The organism is Exiguobacterium sp. SH5S4 (assembly GCF_004337045.1).
GTDB lineage: Bacteria > Bacillota > Bacilli > Exiguobacteriales > Exiguobacteriaceae > Exiguobacterium > Exiguobacterium aurantiacum_A.
Window position 1 is genome coordinate 98,270 of record NZ_SJUQ01000002.1, and the last position, 20,300, is coordinate 118,569.

Annotated in this window: 25 protein-coding genes; all 25 read right to left on the bottom strand. The window is 51.5% G+C overall.

Annotated elements, in window-relative coordinates; translation table 11 throughout:
- Positions 1 to 9: 9 nt before the first annotated feature.
- The 25 genes from EVJ32_RS01695 to fliG are packed head-to-tail and all read right to left on the bottom strand — an operon-like array spanning position 10 to position 20,297.
- Entirely contained in the window at positions 10 to 495 is a 486-nt protein-coding gene (locus tag EVJ32_RS01695; RefSeq protein ID WP_131456182.1) for a chemotaxis protein CheD, read from the bottom strand.
- Complete coding sequence (locus EVJ32_RS01700; RefSeq protein WP_070327478.1) at positions 488 to 1,087, bottom strand: chemotaxis protein CheC; 600 nt, start codon at positions 1,085 to 1,087, stop codon at positions 488 to 490. The genes EVJ32_RS01695 and EVJ32_RS01700 overlap by 8 nt, the downstream gene beginning before the upstream one ends.
- A complete protein-coding gene (locus EVJ32_RS01705) occupies positions 1,077 to 1,508 on the bottom strand; it encodes a chemotaxis protein CheW (protein WP_070327479.1) in 432 nt (143 codons plus the stop codon). The genes EVJ32_RS01700 and EVJ32_RS01705 overlap by 11 nt, the downstream gene beginning before the upstream one ends.
- 12 nt (positions 1,509 to 1,520) lie before the next feature.
- On the bottom strand, positions 1,521 to 3,503 hold the full coding sequence (locus tag EVJ32_RS01710; RefSeq protein ID WP_131456183.1) for a chemotaxis protein CheA: 1,983 nt from the start codon (positions 3,501 to 3,503) through the stop codon (positions 1,521 to 1,523).
- A gap of 19 nt (positions 3,504 to 3,522) precedes the next feature.
- On the bottom strand, positions 3,523 to 4,362 hold the full coding sequence (locus EVJ32_RS01715) for a MinD/ParA family protein (protein ID WP_070327481.1): 840 nt from the start codon (positions 4,360 to 4,362) through the stop codon (positions 3,523 to 3,525).
- Entirely contained in the window at positions 4,341 to 5,411 is a 1,071-nt protein-coding gene (locus EVJ32_RS01720) for a flagellar biosynthesis protein FlhF (protein ID WP_131456185.1), read from the bottom strand. The genes EVJ32_RS01715 and EVJ32_RS01720 overlap by 22 nt, the downstream gene beginning before the upstream one ends.
- Before the next feature lies 1 nt (position 5,412).
- Entirely contained in the window at positions 5,413 to 7,431 is a 2,019-nt protein-coding gene (gene flhA, locus EVJ32_RS01725; protein WP_255417540.1) for a flagellar biosynthesis protein FlhA, read from the bottom strand.
- Positions 7,432 to 7,444: 13 nt separating this feature from the next.
- Complete coding sequence (flhB, locus tag EVJ32_RS01730) at positions 7,445 to 8,536, bottom strand: flagellar biosynthesis protein FlhB (protein ID WP_071399611.1); 1,092 nt, start codon at positions 8,534 to 8,536, stop codon at positions 7,445 to 7,447.
- Entirely contained in the window at positions 8,533 to 9,303 is a 771-nt protein-coding gene (gene fliR / locus EVJ32_RS01735) for a flagellar biosynthetic protein FliR (protein WP_131456187.1), read from the bottom strand. The genes flhB and fliR overlap by 4 nt, the downstream gene beginning before the upstream one ends.
- A complete protein-coding gene (gene fliQ / locus EVJ32_RS01740; RefSeq protein ID WP_035385907.1) occupies positions 9,300 to 9,572 on the bottom strand; it encodes a flagellar biosynthesis protein FliQ in 273 nt (90 codons plus the stop codon). The genes fliR and fliQ overlap by 4 nt, the downstream gene beginning before the upstream one ends.
- An 11-nt stretch (positions 9,573 to 9,583) precedes the next feature.
- On the bottom strand, positions 9,584 to 10,249 hold the full coding sequence (gene fliP, locus EVJ32_RS01745) for a flagellar type III secretion system pore protein FliP (RefSeq protein ID WP_016508219.1): 666 nt from the start codon (positions 10,247 to 10,249) through the stop codon (positions 9,584 to 9,586).
- On the bottom strand, positions 10,246 to 10,740 hold the full coding sequence (locus EVJ32_RS01750; protein ID WP_236634000.1) for a flagellar biosynthetic protein FliO: 495 nt from the start codon (positions 10,738 to 10,740) through the stop codon (positions 10,246 to 10,248). Before EVJ32_RS01750 ends, fliP begins: the two co-directional genes overlap by 4 nt.
- Positions 10,737 to 11,102 (bottom strand): response regulator, encoded by a 366-nt coding sequence (locus EVJ32_RS01755; RefSeq protein ID WP_035385909.1) that lies wholly within the window; start codon positions 11,100 to 11,102, stop codon positions 10,737 to 10,739. The genes EVJ32_RS01750 and EVJ32_RS01755 overlap by 4 nt, the downstream gene beginning before the upstream one ends.
- Before the next feature lie 12 nt (positions 11,103 to 11,114).
- The gene (fliY, locus tag EVJ32_RS01760; protein WP_131456189.1) at positions 11,115 to 12,224 is read right to left on the bottom strand and encodes a flagellar motor switch phosphatase FliY; all 1,110 of its coding nucleotides are present in this window, start codon (positions 12,222 to 12,224) and stop codon (positions 11,115 to 11,117) included.
- Complete coding sequence (gene fliM, locus EVJ32_RS01765) at positions 12,221 to 13,210, bottom strand: flagellar motor switch protein FliM (protein WP_070327489.1); 990 nt, start codon at positions 13,208 to 13,210, stop codon at positions 12,221 to 12,223. Before fliM ends, fliY begins: the two co-directional genes overlap by 4 nt.
- Before the next feature lie 9 nt (positions 13,211 to 13,219).
- Positions 13,220 to 13,669: a flagellar basal body-associated FliL family protein gene (locus EVJ32_RS01770; RefSeq protein ID WP_131456191.1), complete on the bottom strand. Its 450-nt coding sequence runs from the start codon at positions 13,667 to 13,669 to the stop codon at positions 13,220 to 13,222.
- Positions 13,662 to 13,880 (bottom strand): flagellar FlbD family protein, encoded by a 219-nt coding sequence (locus EVJ32_RS01775; protein WP_016508262.1) that lies wholly within the window; start codon positions 13,878 to 13,880, stop codon positions 13,662 to 13,664. Before EVJ32_RS01775 ends, EVJ32_RS01770 begins: the two co-directional genes overlap by 8 nt.
- On the bottom strand, positions 13,880 to 14,749 hold the full coding sequence (gene flgG / locus EVJ32_RS01780; protein WP_131456193.1) for a flagellar basal body rod protein FlgG: 870 nt from the start codon (positions 14,747 to 14,749) through the stop codon (positions 13,880 to 13,882). Before flgG ends, EVJ32_RS01775 begins: the two co-directional genes overlap by 1 nt.
- Before the next feature lie 12 nt (positions 14,750 to 14,761).
- Positions 14,762 to 15,196, bottom strand: coding sequence for a flagellar hook capping FlgD N-terminal domain-containing protein (locus EVJ32_RS01785; RefSeq protein WP_070327492.1), 435 nt, complete (start codon positions 15,194 to 15,196; stop codon positions 14,762 to 14,764).
- Positions 15,168 to 16,250, bottom strand: coding sequence for a flagellar hook-length control protein FliK (locus EVJ32_RS01790; RefSeq protein WP_236633999.1), 1,083 nt, complete (start codon positions 16,248 to 16,250; stop codon positions 15,168 to 15,170). Before EVJ32_RS01790 ends, EVJ32_RS01785 begins: the two co-directional genes overlap by 29 nt.
- A gap of 22 nt (positions 16,251 to 16,272) precedes the next feature.
- Positions 16,273 to 16,839, bottom strand: a complete 567-nt coding sequence (locus EVJ32_RS01795) for a MotE family protein (protein WP_131456197.1) — start codon at positions 16,837 to 16,839, stop codon at positions 16,273 to 16,275.
- A gap of 4 nt (positions 16,840 to 16,843) precedes the next feature.
- On the bottom strand, positions 16,844 to 17,278 hold the full coding sequence (locus EVJ32_RS01800) for a flagellar FliJ family protein (protein ID WP_016508248.1): 435 nt from the start codon (positions 17,276 to 17,278) through the stop codon (positions 16,844 to 16,846).
- Positions 17,275 to 18,594 carry a flagellar protein export ATPase FliI gene (fliI, locus tag EVJ32_RS01805; RefSeq protein WP_131456199.1) on the bottom strand — a complete coding sequence of 440 codons (1,320 nt, stop codon included), beginning with the start codon at positions 18,592 to 18,594 and terminating at the stop codon, positions 17,275 to 17,277. The genes EVJ32_RS01800 and fliI overlap by 4 nt, the downstream gene beginning before the upstream one ends.
- On the bottom strand, positions 18,581 to 19,306 hold the full coding sequence (locus EVJ32_RS01810; RefSeq protein ID WP_236633998.1) for a FliH/SctL family protein: 726 nt from the start codon (positions 19,304 to 19,306) through the stop codon (positions 18,581 to 18,583). The genes fliI and EVJ32_RS01810 overlap by 14 nt, the downstream gene beginning before the upstream one ends.
- Positions 19,290 to 20,297: a flagellar motor switch protein FliG gene (fliG, locus tag EVJ32_RS01815; RefSeq protein WP_083273965.1), complete on the bottom strand. Its 1,008-nt coding sequence runs from the start codon at positions 20,295 to 20,297 to the stop codon at positions 19,290 to 19,292. Before fliG ends, EVJ32_RS01810 begins: the two co-directional genes overlap by 17 nt.
- Between the last annotated feature and the right edge of the window lie 3 nt (positions 20,298 to 20,300).

The following is a 20,300-nucleotide window of genomic DNA, read 5'->3' on the forward strand; positions in this document are numbered from 1 at the left end:
ATCCCCCCCTTATAGTTCTTTTGTTCCGATACTCACTGTCCGAATCGATAAGACGCATGTTGCGACGTCAAATTCAATCGTTCGTCCGTTATGCCCACCACAATCCTCGGCGATTAGCGGGATGTGGTGTGCTTTTAAAGCGACGCGGATTGCTTCGGCATTTCGTTCCCCGATGCGCATCGCCGCGTTCTCATATTTGAATTGAAACATTTGAGCCCCACCGGCCATCTTGGCTTGCAGACGTCCTGCCCCGGCCCGTTTGAGCGACTCGACGAGCGCGTCAATTGCCGTATCCGCATATTTCCCGACTTCGATCGTCTGGTGTTTCCTTGCGATCGCCGAATCTGGAAGCATGACGTGCGCCATCGCCGCCACTTGCAGCCGGGCATCATACAAGATGACACCGACGCATGAGCCGAGTCCCGCCGTGCGGAGCCGGTTCGGTGCTGTCGTTTGCTTCCACTCGGCAATCCCGATTTTAAGAACTTCAGCCATGGCCAAGCAACCTTCGTTGAATCCGATCTAGCGAGCCGTGCGTCGGTAAGAAGAGCACATGCCCGGCACTCACCTTCTCGTCAATCATGAACGTCGTGTCGATATAGAGCGCGGCATCTTCTTCCGGTTGAACGGACGTGACGACAAATTCGACGATCGATCCGGCCATATCAATCGCGGTCGCCGGCACTTGAATCATGATCGGCGTATTGAGCCAGTCGCCTAACGCTCGCGCGTAGGCCCCGCTCATAATGTTACCGATCTCTTCCCACGCCGATTGACCGAGCTCGTTGTTCGATTGGAACGTGAACGGTGAGCCGATCAGCGAAGCCACCATACTCTCCGCATCATCCACCGGGAACATGATCAGGATCATGCCACTGATCTCGCCTCCAAGCTCTAACAGGACAGAGGCCACATGGCGCTCCGGACCGCCGACGCGGTCCGGTAAATACGTGATCGGTTCCATTTCGGCAGACGATACCGTGATGTTGACCGGCTTGGCGAGCAGTGTCGAGAGCGCGGTCGCCGCATGACCAGACCCGATATTCCCGAGTTCTTTTAACAAATCTTGTTCAAATTCACTCAGCATGTTGGTCCTCGAACAACGCGTTCGCATCGAGAAGCGAGAACAGCTTGTCCTCACCTTTGGCAATCGCCGTCAAGTGTGCCGAGTGCATCTCGTGGCTCGAATCCGGAATCGGTTCGATCCGGACTTCATCGCTCTCGACGACTTCGTTGGCACGATCGACGATAAAACCAGCATCGCCTTGATTCAAAGAAGCGATCAAAATCCGTGTCTCGTCTGTCGGTGCGATTTCTTCATAACCGAGGCGAAGCCTGAGGTCGATGACCGGCGTGACCACACCACGGAGGTTGATGACGCCCTTCACGTGTGCTGGTGCGTTCGGCACCCGGGTGACAGGTTGTAACCGTTCAATCGAACGGACTGATTGGACATCGATTCCGTACGTGTTCGATGCGAGTGAAAACACTACCCATTTTTGTTCCATCTTTCTTCCTCCTTAAAAGAGATCGTTGCTGTCTACGATGAGAGCGACCCGTCCATCTCCGAGAATCGTTGCCCCCGAAATAGCCGGAATACCTTCGAGATACGTCCCGAGCGGCTTCATGACAATCTCTTGTTGACCAATCAAGTCGTTCACGACGACTCCGACGAGTTTATTTCCTTTACGCACGACGACGACCGGGAACTGTGATTTTGTTTCCGAATCGATTCCGAAAATTTCTTTTAAATAAACGAGCGGGACGAGTTGTCCGCGGAAATCGAAGACACGTTCACGATGGGCCGTCAGGATGTTGGCTTCATCGAGCAATGTCGTCTCGAGAATCGATGACAATGGGATGGCATACGTCTCATCGCCCGCTTGGACGAGCATCGCCGAGATGATTGATAACGTGAGCGGTAGGCTGACTTGGAACTTGGTCCCTTGTCCGACCACTGTCTCGAGCGTGACCACACCACCGAGTGACTCGATTTTATTTTTGACGACGTCGAGTCCGACGCCACGACCTGACAAGTCTGTGACAACGTCTGCCGTTGAGAAGCCCGGTGCAAAGATGAGCATCGCGAGCTCGTTGTCCGTCATCGCCGCCGCTTCTTCAGTCGTGATGACACCACGTTCGAGCGCTTTCGACCGGACTTTATCGACATTGATTCCCGCTCCATCATCTTCGATCTCGATGAAGACACGGTTACCGCCATGGTAAGCACGGAGGGCGAGTCGCCCTTGTTGCGGTTTGCCGGCTTGGACGCGTTTGTCAGGAAGCTCGATGCCATGATCGATCGCGTTGCGAATCAAGTGGACGAGCGGATCGCCGATCTCATCGATTACGGTCCGGTCGAGTTCCGTGTCAGCTCCTGAGATATCGAGTTGAACTTTTTTATGAATGTCTTTCGCGACCGAGCGGACCATCCGTGGGAACCGGTTGAACACTTGCTCGATTGGCATCATCCGTAACGTCAACACGAGTGATTGCAGTTCGTTCGTGCCCCGTTTGATTTTCTCGACCGTCTCGTTTAGTTCAGGCTGTCCAACCTCGTCGGCAAGGCGTTCGAGTCGGCCGCGGTCGATGATGAATTCTTCAAACAAGTTCATGAGACGATCGATCCGTTCTAAATTGACACGAATCGTCTTCGCTTGAGCGACAGCTTGTTCTTTCGGTTCTTCTGCTTCTTGCGCTTTCGGTTTTATTTCTTGCACCGCTACCGTTTCTGCACTCACAGCAATTTCCGGCTCGCTCTCGCTCTCGCTCACGCCCGTAAATACCGAGACGTGGACTGTTTCAACTTCCGACACTTGCGAGACGGCGTGTTCGATGACTGCAGCCGTCTCTTGTGACAAGAACAAGACGTCAAACGACAAGTCGAACTGTTCTTGCTCAATCGCTTCCGTCTCCGGATGGGTCCGAACGACTTCACCGAGCTCTTGGAGACGATCAAACACCATGTAAGCCCGGGCTGCTTTTAAGACGACGGCATCCGATAACTTCACATGGAGTTGGAACGCCTCAAAACCGGTCTGTTTCGCTTGTTCGATGACCGAATCCGCATACAAGTCGACAGTAAACACCGACGATTCTTCCGCCGCAGCGACCGTTTGTTCTTTACTCCCGATAAACGACTGGAATGCCGAAACCGTCGCTTTGACGTCGACGTTCGTGCCGGTTCCACCCGTCTCGATGTCGGCAATCATCGCTTCAATTTGTTCCATTGCGGTAAACATCGTATCAAGCAACAATTGGTTGCTCTCTTTTTTGCCTGACCGGACAAGGTCAAGGGCGCTCTCCATTTCGTGTGTCAAGTTGGCCACGCTTTCGTACCCCATCGTCGCCGACATCCCTTTGAGCGTATGGGCCGAACGGAAAATCTCTTGAACCGCTTCAGCGCTAGCCGTCTGCTCAAATTTCATCAACTGTGTGTTGACCGATTGGATATGCTCTTGCGACTCATCCAAAAACAACCCTAAGTATTCGTTCACGTCCATCTATATTGCCTCCCTGTCGTTAGACTCGCTTCCACTGTTGCCGCAAATTCCCAATCAACCGATCCATGAAGTGCCGTGGCTTCGGTGGTGTACCGGTAAGCGTTGTCAAAATACGCTCAAGCCGCCAGCTAATATCACTCTTTCGGTCAAATTGGTAAAACGGGACTTGGGCGATGACCGCTTTCCTTACAGAAGCGTCATCTGGTAAAAAACCAAGGAACCGAATCGGTTTATTCAAAAACTGTCGGCATGCGACTTCCATACGTTCGTAACACTGGAGCGCTTCTTCCCCCGACTGCGCCCGATTGACAATGACCCCGATCGGTAAATCCGGACTTTGACGATGCACGAGTTTCGTGTACGCGTAACCATCCATCAGCGATGTCGGTTCTGGGGTCAGGATGAGAAACATCTCGTCACATCCTTCAATGAATCGTAACGATGTGTCCGTTGCTCCTGCTCCCATGTCAAACAGTACGTAATCATAAGTCGTCAGCACTTCAAGTTCACGCATTAAAAACTGCATGTCTGCTTCTGAGAATTGAACTAATGTGTCAAGTCCACTTCCCCCATGTAATATATCGACACCGTGCACGTCTTTCTGAACCGAAGACGCAAGCGGAGTCCGAGTTTTCACAGAATCGACCATCGTTTTAGACTGCGCCGCATTCAAAAGAATGTGCACGTTCGCCATCCCGATGTCGAGATCGACGATCAAGACACGCTTTCCGAGTTCGACGAGCCCGATTGCGGTATTCACGCAGACGTTCGTCTTGCCGACGCCGCCTTTTCCGCTCGCGAACGCGATTGTCGTTGGCGCGACATCCGTCTTCGCTCTTAAACGCCTTGCTTGGTCCATCGTGTCCACCCTTCCTTCTCAAGCATCTTTTGCGTCAAGATGTCTGGGTCGCCGGCGACCATATCGTCCGGCACTTCCTGGCCGTCTGTCAGCCAAGCGACGGGGAGTCCGCTCTCGCGCACCATCCGATACATCGCGTGGATATCACTCGTCTCATCCGATTTCGTGAAGATGAGCGACCGGAGCGGCAATTTTTCAAACTGTCGGTAAATCAAATCCATGTCTTTCATCTTCGACGTCAGACTGAGCACGAGTGACAAGCTCGTCTCCGAGAAGTCGTGATGGTTATGAAACTGTTCGACGTACGCCTCATCGCGGAAATTGCGTCCGGCCGTATCGATCAAGACGATATCTTTTCTTGCAAACAGTTGTTTCGCCCGTTTAAAGTCGTCAAAGTCATAGGCGACCTCGACGGGGATATTTAAAATCTCGGCGTATGTCTTCAGCTGTTCGATCGCTGCGATCCGGTACGTGTCGGTCGTAATCAAACCGACCGACATCCCTTGGTCGAGCTTATAGTGAGCGGCAAGCTTCGCGAGCGTCGTCGTCTTGCCGACACCGGTCGGACCGACGAGCATGATGTAGCGCAACGCATCCGGGACTGGTAAAAAGGAACTGCGGATCTGGTCATAGACGTATTGCTCGACGACCTCTAGCGATTTAGTCGTATAGTACAGTTCGTTGATTCTCTCTTCCCACGATTCATTCGTGAACGACTCAGACGCTAAGAGCGACTCGATATGGGTCAGCCCCGCCGGCAAACGCCTCTTTTCAGGAACAGGCGTCACCAGTTGTGGAGTGGGCGTAGGTGCAGGAACCGGCTTCGCCTTTGCTTGTTTCGGCTGCAGTTTCGGCTCGGTTCGAGGCTTGACCGTTAGCGGCGCTTTCTCGAGTGCGGCAATCACTTCAACTTCTTGTGAAGCGAACAACCCGAACCATCCTTTCTTGACTTGGCGAGAATTTAAGATGACAGCCTCGTCGCCGAGCTCTTGTTTCACTTTCGCCATCACTTCGGACATCGTCTTGCCTGTATATTTTTTAATTTGCATATTAAATCACCCCAATACTTTTCACTTCGAGCGAGCTGAGCAATTCGTTATACGCAAGGACCGGAACGTCAGGATAGTACCGTTCGAGCAGTTGTCTCACGAATATCCGAATCGTCGGCGAGCAAAGAATGACGGCCGAAGCCCCGTAGCGTTCAAACATCGACAGTTGTTCGCCAGAGCGCTCGATGATTTCGCGCGCTTGCTCCGGATCGAGCGCCAAATAGTTGCCGAACTCGGTTTTTTGGACAGCGTCTTGAATCAGTTGCTCGGTCTGCCCACCGAGTGTGACAACGTAGAGTGGACCGTCCGGCGGGCTGACTTGGTCAGTCAACTGACGGGCGAGTCCTTGACGACAGTATTCGCCTAATATATCAGCGTCTTTCGTCACTTTCCCATAATCGGCCATCGTCTCAAACAGGAGCGGCAAGTTGCGAATCGAGACGTGCTCTTTCAATAGATGACGAAGTACTTTTTGGATATCTCCGATTGAGAGCACGGATGGGGTCACATCTTCGACGAGCACCGGATGTGTCTCTTTCAAATGCTCGACGAGCTGTTTCGTCTCTTCCCGTCCGAGTAAGTCGGACGCATGTTTCTTGAGCGTCTCCGTTAAATGCGTGGCGACGACTGAAGGTGGGTCGACGACGGTGTAACCGCTCATCTCAGCCCGCGTCCGCGTCTCTTCATCGATCCAGAGAGCGGGCAATCCGAAAGCCGGTTCCGTCGTTTCGATCCCGTACACTTCAGGGTCTTCAATTCCAGGACTCATCGCCAAGTAGTGATCGAGTAATAACTCACCTTCTGCAACAACATTGCCTTTCACTTTGATCCGGTAAGCGTTCGGTGACAGTTGCAGGTGGTCACGAATCCGGACCGTCGGTAAGATGAACCCGAGTTCGAGTGCGAGTTGACGGCGGATCATGACGACACGGTCGAGCAGATCGCCGCCTTGCGATTCATCCGCGAGTGGGATCAGCCCGTAGCCGAACTCGAACTCGATCGCATCGATTTGCAGGAGCGAGACGACGGTCTCGGTCGGTGCCGCTGGTTCCTCATCCGGTAGCGGTTCAGCAATCGCTTGCTTCAGGCTGCGGCGCATCGAGTACGCCCCGAAGAATGTCGCACCCGCGATGAGCGTCGTCACCGGAAGTAAACTTGGTGACACGAAACCTAGCAAGAAGATGACCGTGCCCGCGATATAGAGCAACGTCGGATTTTGACCGAGCTGGTCGACCACGTCTTCCCCGAGATTGCCGTCCGAGACGGCACGGGTGACGATGATCCCGGTCGCCGTCGAAATGAGGAGGGCCGGAATCTGACTGACGAGCCCATCCCCGATTGTCATAAGCGAGAACGTCGTAAACGACTCACCGACAGGTAATCCCATTTGGACAACGCCGATGATGATACCGAAAATCAAGTTGATGACGACGATAATGATTCCGGCAATGGCGTCACCTTTTACGAATTTCGAGGCCCCGTCCATCGAACCATAAAAATCAGCCTCGCTTTGAATCTTTTTACGACGGATTTGGGCGTCTTTGTCATCGATCAACCCGGAGTTCAAATCGGCATCGATTGCCATTTGTTTCCCCGGCATCGCGTCGAGTGTGAATCGAGCCGAGACTTCAGATACCCGTTCGGCACCTTTCGTGATGACGACGAATTGGATGATGACGAGAATGAGGAATACGACAAATCCGACGAGAACGTTTCCGCCGATGACGAAGTTCCCGAACGTCGCAATGACTTCCCCACCATATCCGGTCGAGAGGATCGAACGGGTCGTTGACACGTTCAACCCTAGCCGGAACAGCGTGATGATCAGCAAGAGGGACGGAAAGACAGAGAAATCAAGCGCTTCCCGGGCGTTCATCGCCACGAGTAAAATCATGAGGGCGATCAATATATTTATAATGATAAGAAAATCTAGTAAGAACCCCGGTAACGGGATGACCAGCATGACGACGATCATAAGAACGCCAATCAATACTGCGAAATCTTTAGCTTTTACAGCCAACGCATACTCCTCCTCAAGACGGTTGTTTCAGTTGATAGACGAACGCCAGCACTTCGGCGATCGCCTGATAAAACGACTCGTCGACGACTTCTCCGATGTCTAGCTGCGCATAGAGCGCACGGGCCAGTGGTTTATTTTCCACGATCGGGATATCGTGCTCTTTTGCGACGTCACGAATATTGAAAGCGACTTGGTCGACCCCTTTGGCGACGACGAGCGGCGCAAAGTCTTTCGTATCGTCATAACGGATGACGACAGCGAAATGGGTCGGGTTAGTGATGACGACGTCCGCGTTCGGAATCTCTTGCATCATGCGCCGCATCGCCATCTCCCGTTGTTGTTGTTTGATTTTCGACTTGATGAGCGGGTCGCCTTCACTGTTCTTATACTCGTCTTTAATGTCTTGTTTCGACATGCGGATCGACTTTTCAAAGTCGAACCGTTGATAAAAGAAGTCGAGCAGTGCGAGCGCGAGCAACGCGACGCTGACCCAAAGCCCGAGTTCGATCGTGATTGCAGCGAGTGCGACGACCGATTCACGAACATGTTCGACGGCCATGCGTGACAATTCTTTTTGGTTTTGCCAAAGTATAGCGACCGCAGTCGTCAGGATAATCAATAATTTGAATAAGGACTTTAAAAATTCGACGACTGCTTTCATGCTGATGATGCGCTTGACCCCTTTGAGCGGGTCAATCCGCTCTAACTTTGGTTGAATCGCCTCTGTTGAGAACAGTGAACCGATTTGGAAATAGTTGATTAAAATACCGAACACGACCGCAACGATCAAGAACGGTGCTAAAATGATCCCGGCGCGAATGACCAAATCAATCATCATCCCGGACATGCCTTCTGATAAGTCGTACAGCAAATACGTTGGACCGAGCAGCTCTTTCGTCAGGCCAAACAACTGCTGACCGACATAAGGTCCGAGAAAAGATAACATGAGGAACATCGCGAACAAGGCGAACGCTCCGGTCAGATCGGCTGATTTCGCAACTTGTCCTTTTTTACGCGAGTCTTCTCGTTTTCGAGGTGTTGCTTTTTCCGTTTTTTCTCCTGCAAAAAACTGAAGATCGACCGATAAAGAGTATAGAGGCTTCATTGAGCGTCTCCTAACAACGTCATAAAATCACGTAATATTTCTTGCAACACCGGGATGAATTGGCTGATCCCATTCAACGTCAACCCCATCATCATGACCATCACGGAAAACCCGGCGATCAATTTGAACGAGAACCCGATGGCAAAAATGTTGAACTGCGGGGCCGATTTTGCTAAGAAGCCTAGCGCCAAGTCGACGAGAAGCAACGATGCCATGAGTGGGAACGCGAGTTGCAACGCGACCATCATCGTCATCGTTACGACCTTCACGGCCATCATGAGCGATGCTTCGCTAAAGTTGATCATCGGCTGACCAGGCGGATAAATTTGAAAGCTGTAATAGATACCGTCGATCAACAGTAAGTGCAAATTACTTGATAGCATGATGAACAGCGTAAAGATGTAATAAAATCGTCCGATCAACGGCGACTGTCCGCCAAACATCGGGTCATACGCTGACGCCATCGCCAGACCGAGCTGCAAATCGATGATTCCCCCGGCAATCTGTGGGGCAAAAAATAAGATGTTGATCAAAATGCCGAGCAGAAGTCCAATCAGCACTTCGTACAGCACTTGAACAATGAATGCTTGTCCGAGTTCAAGCGGCTCCGTTACCGTGAACATCGCATAATAAGCTAAAAAGGCGCTAAACGCGACACGGTGCATGACCGGAAGCTGCTTTGAAGAAAATAAAGGCACACTTACGAAAAATCCGGACAGACGAGCAAACGTCAATCCATATAAACTAATGAAATCGACCGCATTCATTTCGAGGCGACCTCGACCATCAGTTCAAAGATCATCCGCGTAAATCCTTCCATCTGTTGCAGCATCCACGGGGCGAAAACGACGAGCCCGATAAAGACCGCGACTAGCTTTGGAACGAACGATAATGTTTGTTCTTGAATTTGAGTCGTCGCCTGTAAAATCGAGATGACGAGTCCGACGACGAGGGCGATCAAAAGAAGTGGCATCGCAATCTTTAATAACGTCCATACACTCTCTGTCGCCAAATAGATGACCATTTCATGCGTCATAATCGTTCCTCCTACATACTTCTAAGCAATGATTCCACGATTAAGTGCCATCCATCCACTAATACAAACAACAACAATTTGAACGGCAGAGCGATCATGACCGGTGGAAGCATCATCATCCCCATCGACATGAGCACACTCGCCACGACCATATCAATGATCAAAAAAGGCAAGAAAATCATAAAGCCGATTTGAAACGCCGTCTTGAGCTCACTGATGGCGTAAGCTGGTACCATCGCGAGCAAAGGAACGTCTTCGACCGACTCCGGTTGCTCATAATTCCCGTATTTGATAAACAGTTGCAAATCTTCCTGTCGCGTATACTTTGCCATGAATCGTTTCATCGTGTTACCGGCTTCCTCGAACGCCTCATCTTGACTGATCTCGTCGTCCATATATGGAGACAACGCCTTGTCGTTTAAATCAGATAAGACCGGAGACATGACGAACAGCGTGATGAACAAGGCGAGTCCGATGATCAATTGGTTCGGCGGTGTCTGTTGTGTCCCTAAGGCTGGCCGAATGAACGACAGGACGACGACGACACGTGTAAAACAAGTCATCAAAATCAAGAATGACGGCGCCAGCGTGAGCAGTGTCAATACGACCAACAATTTAATCGAAGTCGACGTGCTGTCCGGCGTTTCTAAATTGATCAGTTGTTCAATCGTCGTCATTGCTTCTTCCTCACTTCTTCAATCTGTGACAGTTGTTGCTTGAACGTATCTAAGAACGTTGATGTATTCGAAGCGTTCAGTGAAGGTGCGTCATACGCTGCTTCATCGATCGATTCCGCGTCGATTCGATCAATCAATTGAATCGATTCACCGACACCGAGCACGTATACTTGCTCCCCTAGCTTGACGAGCTGCACCGAGCGGTCTTTCCCAAGCGGTACTCCGCCGAGATGTTTCATATGTTGCGCCGTCTTCACACCTTGCGTCCGTGCGTTTAACCAACGCATCAAGACGAGGAATCCTCCAATTACGACAACTAAACTCAAGACGACCTTGACCAACGTCCCGACCGTCGAGACGGTCGTAGGGACAGATTGATCTTTGGCTTCAGGCTGCTGTTGTTCGAACTGTTTATCCACGGTGGCGGCCTCGACCGTGGCCGGCATAGACAGCCCGACCACGAGCAGGAAAATCAACCACCACTTGTTCATTGCGCGACCGTTTTCGAAACTGCCTCGACGACACGTTCCGCGTTGAACGGTTTCACAATGAAGTCTTTCGCTCCCGCTTGGATCGCATCGATGACCATCGCCTGTTGTCCCATCGCCGAACACATGATGACTTTGGCGTTCGAATCGAACCCGCGAATTTCTTTCAATGCCGCCAGGCCGTCCATTTCTGGCATCGTGATGTCGAGAGTGACGAGATCTGGCGTGAGTTCACGGTATTTTGCGACCGCGTCAATACCGTTCTCTGCCTCGCCGACCACTTCAAACCCGTTCTTCGTTAAAATGTCTTTAATCATCATGCGCATGAACGCCGCATCATCTACCACCAAAATTTTTGCACTCATTATTCTTCCTCCTTAAACGATTCCAATCCGCTCATGCGGTTGGATGATTTCTGTTACACGTACCCCGAAGTTCTCTTCGATGACGACGACTTCGCCGCGGGCAATGCGTTGTTGGTTCACATAAATATCGACAGGTTCCCCCGCCAATTTATCAAGTTCAATGATCGATCCTTGCGACAGTTCGAGCACTTCTCGCACCGACCGTTTCGTCCGACCGAGTTCGACCGTCACGTTGAGCGGCACATCATACAGTAAACCTAGGTTTGCCGGCACCGAATCGTTTGACGTCGGGGCGTGGAGTGGCATGAACTCGGCTTGGCTGACCGCCACTTCCGGGGCTGACGTTTTTTCAGTGCGTGCCGGAGCAGGTGCCTGCGCTTTCGCTGGTGTGACCGCCGCTTGAACTTTCGGTTGCTCTTGTTTAGGCGCGGCCGGGGCTGACGTCGTAGCTGCGATCAGTTCGTTCACCAGTTGTTTCCCGAATTGAATCGGGGCAATTTGAACAATTTTTGAATCAATCAACGTACCGACTTTCAAATTGAACTCGATCAGTACCATCGTCTCCCAAAGCTCAAGCCGGTCAATGATCGTTTGATTTTTCGTCGCATCGAACACTTCGACGAGCGGCGGCGAAATATCAATCTTTTTAGAGAACACGGTCGAGAGCGATGTGGCCGCAGCCCCCATCATTTGGTTCATCGCTTCTTGAACGGCCGACAACCGAATCTCATCGAGCCCGTCCGGATCGACACCGATTCCGGTCCCGCCGAGCATCAAATCAGAAATGATGGCCGCATCTTCACGAGTCAAGACGAGGACGTTCTCCCCTTTCAACCCTTCGGTGTAACCGACCCGAAGCGCCACGTGAGGTGTCGGATAACGCTCTCTGAGCTCATCGATCGTCACTTCACTGACGACCGGGGTCGTGATTTCTACTTTTTGTTGCAGTAACGTCGACAGCGCCGTCGCGGAATTTCCGAACGAGATATTTCCAATCTCTCCAAGGGCGTCGCTTTCCATCGAGTCGAGATGTTCTTCGCTCTCGTCTACCGGTTTTGGCGAACTGTCGCTCGTTCCTCGTAATAACGCGTCAATTTCATCTTGTGACAACATCTCACTCATTGCTCTTCCTCCTTCACCCGGTGAAGCACTTGGACCGCCATCCGCTTCCCACTCACACCGACTTGCCCTCTGAACACTTTATTTTCCCCTACTAGGACGGATAGCGGGTCTTTCACTAGTTGATCGAGCGTCAAACAGTCACCGATTTCTAAATGCAACAAGTCACCGAACGTGATTGTCGTCTCCCCGAGTAGGGACACGACCTCTACCGTCGAATTCATCAATTGGGCTTTGAGCGGTTCTTGACTGTTCCCGCTCGCATTGCGGCGGTTCGCCTCCTGCATCCAATAATGACTCGATAGTTTCGATAGCACCGGCTCGATCGTCACGAACGGCAAGCAGACGTTAATCGTCCCGCTCACTTCTCCGATCGTGACCCCGATCGAAATGAGCACGACCGTCTCGTTTGGTGACACGAGTTGAAGGAACTGTGGGTTCACTTCAACGGCCGTCATTTCGGACTTGATCTCGGCAATCGACTCCCACGCTTCCCCGTAACCGGCAAAAGCTCGTTTATATAGCTGGGTCAAGATTCGCATCTCGATTTCAGTGAAGCTTTCGACTTTTTCAATCTCGACGCCAGGTCCCCCGAGCAGTCGATCCAACATCGCGTAAGAGATGTTCGGATTGACTTCGATGATGAACCGACCGTTAAGCGGGGGCGCCTCGATCAAGTTGATCATCGTCATACTCGGAATCGAATGAATGAACTCATCGTATGGAAGCTGTTCGACTGAATTGACCGTAAACTGGACATACGTCCGAAGTTGGGCCGAGAAAAATGTCGTCAGCATCCGTGTGAAATGTTCATGGATCCGGGTCAAGCTACGAATTTGATCTTTAGAGAAACGGACGGCCCGTTTAAAGTCATACTGCCGTACTTTTCGTTCTTCTTCTTGATTCAAAAAGGAATCGGCTTCGACATCTCCACTGCTTAGCGCTGATAACAGGGCATCAATTTCTTGTTGAGACAGTACTTCTCCCATGATGCCACCTCACTGTATAATTTTCTTCGTCATATAGACGCGCTGGACCTCACCTTTTTCCAGCAGTCCGTTTAATTGCGCTCGAAGGGATTGCTCGAACTTCTGCATATCTTCCTTCGTCGTGAGCTGTGCCTTCGTCATCCCGGCCAAATCGCCGAGAATGACGTTATGGACTTGGAACTTACGAAGTTCAAGATCTTCTTTCGTCTCAGGCGCATCGGTCACAATCGTGAATTGGACGTTGATGAACCGTTCGTCTTGAATATTCGTCGTCATATCCTCGGTCGTGAAGCTGCGCTCGGCGAGTTCTTCTGCCGTCACAGGTTTCGTTTTAGCCGTCACGTTGTCGCCGAATACATATTTATAAGTCATAAACCCAGCGCCCCCCATGACGAGCAGGACGACGAGCAGGATGAGCACCATTTTCATGGCGCCTCCTTTTGGTTTTTCTTCACTCATCTTCTTCACCTCTTGTGACTGTCGTTCCCATCAAACCGATCGAGCCGTAAAACGCCGTCGTCCGATCGATGATTTGATCTTTCGTCTCTGTGACGATATACGTCTTGCCGTTATACAAATGAATGATCGTGTCAGGTTCGGCCTTGACCGTCTCGATGAACAAGGCGTTCAAGACAAATTCCTCACCCCGCAATGTCGTGACGCGTATCATCAGCGTTTCAAGTTGACGAGTTCTTGTAAAATCTCGTCTGACGTTGTGATGATCCGTGTGTTCGCTTGGAATCCACGTTGCGCGATAATCATTTCGGTGAACTCTTCAGACAAGTCGACGTTCGACATCTCGAGGGCGCCTGAGACGAGTTCACCACGTCCGTTGTCACCTGAAGCACCAATCGTCGGATCTCCTGAGTTTTGCGATTGTAGGTAGTTATTTGCCCCAACTTTTGACAGCCCGGCGTTGTTCGGGAAGTTGGCGGTGACAATATATCCAGCAGTTTGTAAAGCGCCTGCCGCGTCGACGTAGCTGACTTGGCCGTCTTTTCCGATTGAAAGTGACCGAGCATCAGTCGGAACTTTGATTTTCCCGTAAGTTGCTGCACCTGGTGTGACATCAGGGATATTTCCAACAAGGTTAGGGGCTGCTAGATTCCCATTTGCTTTATCACCTGTCCCAAGCAAGTAAGTTCCGTCACCCGTTACCAAGTTTCCTTGGTTATCCGTGTAAAAGTTACCGGCGCGCGTATACTGCGCTTGTCCGTTGACCATCGTCACGAAGAATCCTTCACCGGAGATCCCGACGTCGAGCGCTCTCCCTGAGTTTTGCATCGCGCCTTGGTTATAGACGTTGTCGACGGTCGCCATCGTGCCCCCGAGTCCGATTTCTTTCGGGTTGATCCCGCCGGCCGTGTTGCCGTTCCCGCCGGCAGCACTACCGACTTGTTGGCTGACGAGGTCTTTGAACGTGACGCGGCCTTTTTTATACCCGAACGTGTTGACGTTGGCGATGTTGTTACCGACGACATCAAGCTTTGACTGGAAGTTCTTTAATCCACTGATTCCTGAGTACATTGCTCTTAACATGATGAATCCCCCTTATGCTTGTTTGATGGACGTAATATTGTAGACGCTTACCGAGCTGCCGTCTTCGAGATCGGCCATGTACCCTGACTCATCCGTTCTTGAAATCGAGACGACACGTCCCGATCCTTTGATCGTCTCCGTTTCAGTCTCCGTTTTATGGTCGACCGTCTTGCCGATCATATTGCTGAACTCGGAAATTGAAGACATGTGGCGATCGACGAGTACTGAATCAAGTTGCTTTGAAATCGTCTGCATTTGTTCGAGTGATGAAAATTGAGCCATTTGTGAGATGAACTCACGATCTTCCATCGGTGACATCGGATCTTGGTTCGCGAGCTGGGCCATCAATAGCTTTAAGAACATGTCCTTATCGTATTGGTTCTTCGCTTTAGGCAGCGATTGATCGGGTAACGTATAATCATTCGTCTTCGGTTGGATGGTCGTCATCGTCGGGTTCCCCTTTCGGTTGTTCCTGTTGTTCTGGTTCAGGTTGGTCTGACTCGCTAAACGTCGATGATTTCGCTTCGAGCGCTTGTTGCGTCAAACTCACTTCGACCCGGATATGCTGCGACAACGGTTGGAGCGTCTGTTGCAGTTGTTGCATTTGTGACTGGAGCAACTGTTTCGCTTCTTGGTTGCTCGCGAACAGCTTGACGACGAGTTCACCGTTATGGCGCTCGAGTTTGACGACGAGTTCGCCTAGCTGTTCCGGGTATAGTCGAACGGTGAACACTTTCGATCCGTCGGCCCCGCTTCGGAACGGTGCTCTTTGAAGAGCAGCCTCGATCCGGGCTTGGAGGTTCTCCGGAAGCGACCCTTTAGACGCGTACATGACCGTTTCTGAGTCGATCTGTGGTCGTGACCACGTCATGCCTTTCGGCAACCAGTCGACGTTTTCTTTTCCAGCTTGTGGTAATACATTCGCCGGCGTTTCAGTTTGATAAGGGAGGGGAATATGTTTTGAAGTCTGGGTTAAACTCCCTTTAAATTGCGAAACGATTTGCTGGATAACTTGGACGTTCTCGTTTACGGTTGGCTGGTTTTGTTTTCCGGCCAACGCCTCGCGTTCCGTCTTTCCTAACATCATCGCGCCCGGTAAAATCGTTTGGGCGGCAGCTAACGTGGTTACGACGTCTGACGAGACCGTTTCCTCGATTGTTCCTGTGCCTGCACCTGCTTGGGCGATGATGCCGATATAGGCGTCCATGAACTTACGATAGGCGTCTTGTGGCAAAGACTTTAACCACTCTAAGCTATCGGGTTGTTGTAACCATTGTTCAAGCTGGCTCGACAAGTTCTCGAGCGGAAGGGCGCTATCTGTCAGAATTGCCGCGCTCGGTGCGAGTGTCGTCGGCGCAGCTTCCAACTCAGCCAACGCTTCCGTTGAGGCGCCAAGCATCGATGAAAGCAGGTCTAAAAACTGTCCGGTCGGGGTAGATCCTGTCTCCCCGCCTTTCGCTGTCGTTCCTTGGACCGCTTGAGCAAATAAGGCGATATTCATCATCTCTTCCTCCTTTCACGTTTCATTGGAGCAATTGCGTGACGACGGCAGCCTGTTGTGCATCCATCCGTCCCAATATGTCGGCCTGTTGTTTCGGCGACAGTTCTTTTAAGATCGTCGCCACTTGCGGGCTATCGAGTTCGTTCATGATCGCGGCCGCTTGTTTGGCGGACATTTCTTCATAGACGCGAGACACGTTCGACGTGTCTTCCTCCACTTCTGCTTCCGCAGTGGCTCCGAGTTCAGACACGAGTCGGTCCCGCTCTTTGATCAAGTCCGAGACTTCTTTTTGTCTCGCTTTCACTTCATTCGTCAATTCGACGTTTTCCGTGCGCAGTTTTTCAATCTCAGCGTTCGCGACTTTTAATCGATTCGTCGTGTCCGCGTCAATGCCGGTGACATTGACTTTTGTTTCAACTGTCTCATCTTTGTCTGCCTGTTCGCGCGTTTCTATGAACGGCACCGATAATAGCGGCCGGTCCATCGCATAGTTCATGACGACGATTCCGCCGACGAGTAAAAAGATTGCCGGGACGAGGACAAGAGCGACCAAGAGCTGTCTACCTCGCTTATTGTTCTCTTTTTCCATCAGCTTACTTCCCTTTCCCGTGATGAATCACTGCCAACTCATCGATAAAATGTTGTTCGGTGAGTTTCGAGACGGCCACTTCATTTTGGCTGACCTTCTCATGCAACGTTACATATTTTTTTTCTTCGACAACTTTTCCGAGCAAACGCTCTTGAGCCAAGTTGTAACGGTTCCGTGACTGTTGCACGACGAGTTGTTGCGTCTCAATTTGACGTTTCAACTGTTCCCTCGCCTTTTCACGATATTGGAACATGAGCAGATCAATCACACCAGATTGTTCATCTTGACTCTTCATGAGCGTCTCATACGTCACGACTAATCGATACAGCGTCTCCATCTCGGCTTCGAATCGCGCCTTATGACCTCTCATCTCTGTCGCCGATTCTTCTTTTGCATGCTCGGCAATCGGCATGATGCGTTCTAACAACAGCTTGTTCATGATTCACCTCTCGCAATTCCGACAAGACGATCGAGCGTCTGCTCGAGCGATGCCTCTTCTTCAATCGACTGTTTTAAAAATGTGAGCAGTCCCGGATATTCATCGATTGCTGTATCGATCGCAGGATTCGTGCCCTTTTTATAGGCTCCGATGTTAATCAAGTCTTCCGCGTCTAGATAAGTGGCGAGCCAACTCCGAAACGTCTGCGCGGCATCGCGATGTACAGGTGAAGCAATCTGGTTCATGACACGACTGATTGATTTTAGGACATGGACCGCCGGAAACTGCCCTCGGTTGGCGAGCGAACGGTCCATCACGAAGTGACCATCTAAAATCCCACGGACGGCATCTGCGATCGGTTCGTTCATATCGTCCCCGTCAACGAGGACGGTATAAAACGCCGTGATCGAACCGGTGACGGACGTCCCGCTCCGCTCTAGCAGTTGCGGCAGCATCGCGAACACGGAAGGCGTGTATCCTTTTGATGTCGGTGGTTCTCCGGTCGCTAGCCCGATCTCTCGTTGGGCCATCGCGAATCGGGTCACTGAGTCCATCATAAGGACGACCTCTTTGCCTTGGTCCCGGAAGTACTCGGCGATCGCCGTCGCCGTGTAAGCGCCTTTCAAACGCACGAGCGGGGGTTGATCGCTTGTCGCTACGATGACGACGGATCGAGCCATGCCTTCAGGGCCAAGTTCGTTTTCGATGAACTCTTTCACTTCTCGTCCCCGTTCGCCAATCAACGCGATCACGTTTATGTCTGCCGATGAGCGTTTAGCGATCATGCCAAGCAATGTCGACTTCCCGACGCCTGATCCCGCAAACAAACCGACACGTTGGCCTTTCCCGACCGTCAATAACCCGTCGATGATCCGGACCCCGGTCGACAAAACGTCTAAAATGCGTGGACGTTCTAACGGGTTCGGCGGTTTTCGAAGAACATCGTAGCGTTTGCCCGTCGGCATCGCTGCGCCCGATAAAGGGCGCCCGAGCCCGTCAAGGACTTGACCGATCAGTTCGAAGCCGACCGGTACTTGGAGCATGTGCCCCGTCCCTTTGACGATACAACCTGGGGCGATTTGTGTCGTTTCTCCGTAAGGCATGAGCAAGACGCGCTCTTCATTGAAGCCGACGACCTCGGTTTCAACCGTTTGGCCGGACGGTAACTCGATCAGGCAGCGCTCACCGATAAACGCACTCGGTCCGTTCGATTCGATCATCAGCCCGACGACGCGACAGACACGACCGACTTTACGCACATACTCATCTTCTGGAGAAGCGGTGATTGTGGCGACTACGCGGTCAATAAGCGCCATCGGATAGAACCTCCTCAATCTTGGAACGGATTCGTTCAAAACTGTACGATACGTCGAGCTCGTTGCCATGATGTGGCGTCTCGATCCGTACGCTCGTCTCTGTCAACGAGACATCAGCCCGATATTTCAACGGTGGCATCTGTTCGGATTGCCACGTCGACTCGAAACGTTGGATTGACGCAAGCCGCGTCGGGTGGACGAAGACGGTCAACGCTTCGGCATCGATTTGGCGAAGCAGTTGTTCGCGGATCATGTCGGCGAACAACGCCTCCTCGTTTCGGACGAGATCGGTCGTGACACGTGCACTGATCTCGACGGCCAAATCAACTAACTTCATTTCGGCATCTCGCCATTTCTGTTCGAACAAGTTCTCAAGTTCGGCGCTGACCATGTTCAGCCGGGCCGTCAGCTCATCGAACTCTGACTTCCCTTCTTGACGTCCTAGGTCAAAACCTGACCCGTACCCTTCCTGATAAGCGGCTTCAAGCGTTTGTTCTCGTAACAGTTCAAGCTCATGTTCGACTGTTTCACGGTGTAACTTGATCGCTTCTTCCTCCTGGCGGAGGGAGGCGTACCTCACTTCTAACTCTTGTTCATGATTACGTTCGACCACAACCTCTGAAACCGGTTCAAGGAATGGCCGCGAATCGATTCGTTGTGGTTCGAGCGGCATCGCTCGTTGACGTTTGATTACGTTAGACAACGATGTCATCTCCTCCACCACGGCTAATCACGATCTCTCCGACATCTTCTAGCCGGCGGATGATTCCGACGATGCGGCTTTGTGCTTCTTCGACGTCACGCAGTCTGACCGGTCCCATGAACTCCATATCTTCCTTGAACGTATCGACCATTCGTTGCGACATGTTTTTGAAGATGATCTGTTTGACCTCTTCGGAAGATACTTTGAGCGCGAGCAGAAGATCGTCGTTGGCGACTTCGCGAATAATCCGTTGAATCGCTCGTGAGTCGAGTGTGACGATATCTTCGAAGACGAACATCCGTTTTTTGATTTCTTCCGCGAGTTCCGGGTCTTCGATCTCGAGCGCGTCAAGAATCGTCCGCTCCGTCGTCCGATCGACACCGTTAAGCACTTCGACGACTGCCTCGATCCCGCCGGATTGCGCGTAATCTTGCATATCGGTTTGAGACAAGTTCTTTTCAAGAATCTGTTCGATTTCGTGAATGACGTCCGGATTGAGGCGATCCATCGTCGCGATTCGTTTCGCGACCTCCGACTGAATCTCTGGCGGAAGTTCCGACAAGATTTGCCCGGACTTGACCGGTTCAAGATGAGCCAAGATTAAGGCGATCGTCTGCGGATGCTCGTTTTGTATAAAGTTGAGCAACTGCTTCGGATCGGCTTTTCGGGCAAATTCAAACGGCCGGACTTGTAGCGTCGAAGTGAGACGATGAATCAACGCCATCGCCTTCTCTTCTCCAACTGCTTTCTCTAAAACCGTTTTCGCAAACCCGATGCCACCTTGGGTAATATAACTCTGTGCCATCGCCAGGTCATGAAATTCTCCTAAAATGGCTTCTTTTTGTTCAGACGACACTTTTCGGAGTGCCGATATTTGTAGCGTCAACTGCTCCATCTCTTCTTCAGACAGGTGTTTATATACACTCGCCGCCACTTCAGGTCCAAGCGAGATCATGAGCATGGCCGCTTTTTCTCGATTCGGTTGTTTTGCGTAGTTCACAGT

Coding starts and splice junctions, on each gene's coding strand:
- EVJ32_RS01695 (WP_131456182.1), bottom strand. CDS start 495: ATGGCTGAAGTTCTTAAAATCGGGATTGCCGAGTGGAAGCAAACGACA.
- EVJ32_RS01700 (WP_070327478.1), bottom strand. CDS start 1,087: ATGCTGAGTGAATTTGAACAAGATTTGTTAAAAGAACTCGGGAATATC.
- EVJ32_RS01705 (WP_070327479.1), bottom strand. CDS start 1,508: ATGGAACAAAAATGGGTAGTGTTTTCACTCGCATCGAACACGTACGGA.
- EVJ32_RS01710 (WP_131456183.1), bottom strand. CDS start 3,503: ATGGACGTGAACGAATACTTAGGGTTGTTTTTGGATGAGTCGCAAGAG.
- EVJ32_RS01715 (WP_070327481.1), bottom strand. CDS start 4,362: ATGGACCAAGCAAGGCGTTTAAGAGCGAAGACGGATGTCGCGCCAACG.
- EVJ32_RS01720 (WP_131456185.1), bottom strand. CDS start 5,411: ATGCAAATTAAAAAATATACAGGCAAGACGATGTCCGAAGTGATGGCG.
- flhB (WP_071399611.1), bottom strand. CDS start 8,536: ATGAAGCCTCTATACTCTTTATCGGTCGATCTTCAGTTTTTTGCAGGA.
- fliR (WP_131456187.1), bottom strand. CDS start 9,303: ATGAATGCGGTCGATTTCATTAGTTTATATGGATTGACGTTTGCTCGT.
- fliQ (WP_035385907.1), bottom strand. CDS start 9,572: ATGACGCATGAAATGGTCATCTATTTGGCGACAGAGAGTGTATGGACG.
- fliP (WP_016508219.1), bottom strand. CDS start 10,249: ATGACGACGATTGAACAACTGATCAATTTAGAAACGCCGGACAGCACG.
- EVJ32_RS01750 (WP_236634000.1), bottom strand. CDS start 10,740: ATGAACAAGTGGTGGTTGATTTTCCTGCTCGTGGTCGGGCTGTCTATG.
- EVJ32_RS01755 (WP_035385909.1), bottom strand. CDS start 11,102: ATGAGTGCAAAAATTTTGGTGGTAGATGATGCGGCGTTCATGCGCATG.
- fliY (WP_131456189.1), bottom strand. CDS start 12,224: ATGAGTGAGATGTTGTCACAAGATGAAATTGACGCGTTATTACGAGGA.
- fliM (WP_070327489.1), bottom strand. CDS start 13,210: ATGGGAGAAGTACTGTCTCAACAAGAAATTGATGCCCTGTTATCAGCG.
- EVJ32_RS01770 (WP_131456191.1), bottom strand. CDS start 13,669: ATGAGTGAAGAAAAACCAAAAGGAGGCGCCATGAAAATGGTGCTCATC.
- EVJ32_RS01775 (WP_016508262.1), bottom strand. CDS start 13,880: ATGATACGCGTCACGACATTGCGGGGTGAGGAATTTGTCTTGAACGCC.
- flgG (WP_131456193.1), bottom strand. CDS start 14,749: ATGTTAAGAGCAATGTACTCAGGAATCAGTGGATTAAAGAACTTCCAG.
- EVJ32_RS01785 (WP_070327492.1), bottom strand. CDS start 15,196: ATGACGACCATCCAACCGAAGACGAATGATTATACGTTACCCGATCAA.
- EVJ32_RS01790 (WP_236633999.1), bottom strand. CDS start 16,250: ATGAATATCGCCTTATTTGCTCAAGCGGTCCAAGGAACGACAGCGAAA.
- EVJ32_RS01795 (WP_131456197.1), bottom strand. CDS start 16,839: ATGGAAAAAGAGAACAATAAGCGAGGTAGACAGCTCTTGGTCGCTCTT.
- EVJ32_RS01800 (WP_016508248.1), bottom strand. CDS start 17,278: ATGAACAAGCTGTTGTTAGAACGCATCATGCCGATTGCCGAGCATGCA.
- fliI (WP_131456199.1), bottom strand. CDS start 18,594: ATGGCGCTTATTGACCGCGTAGTCGCCACAATCACCGCTTCTCCAGAA.
- EVJ32_RS01810 (WP_236633998.1), bottom strand. CDS start 19,306: ATGACATCGTTGTCTAACGTAATCAAACGTCAACGAGCGATGCCGCTC.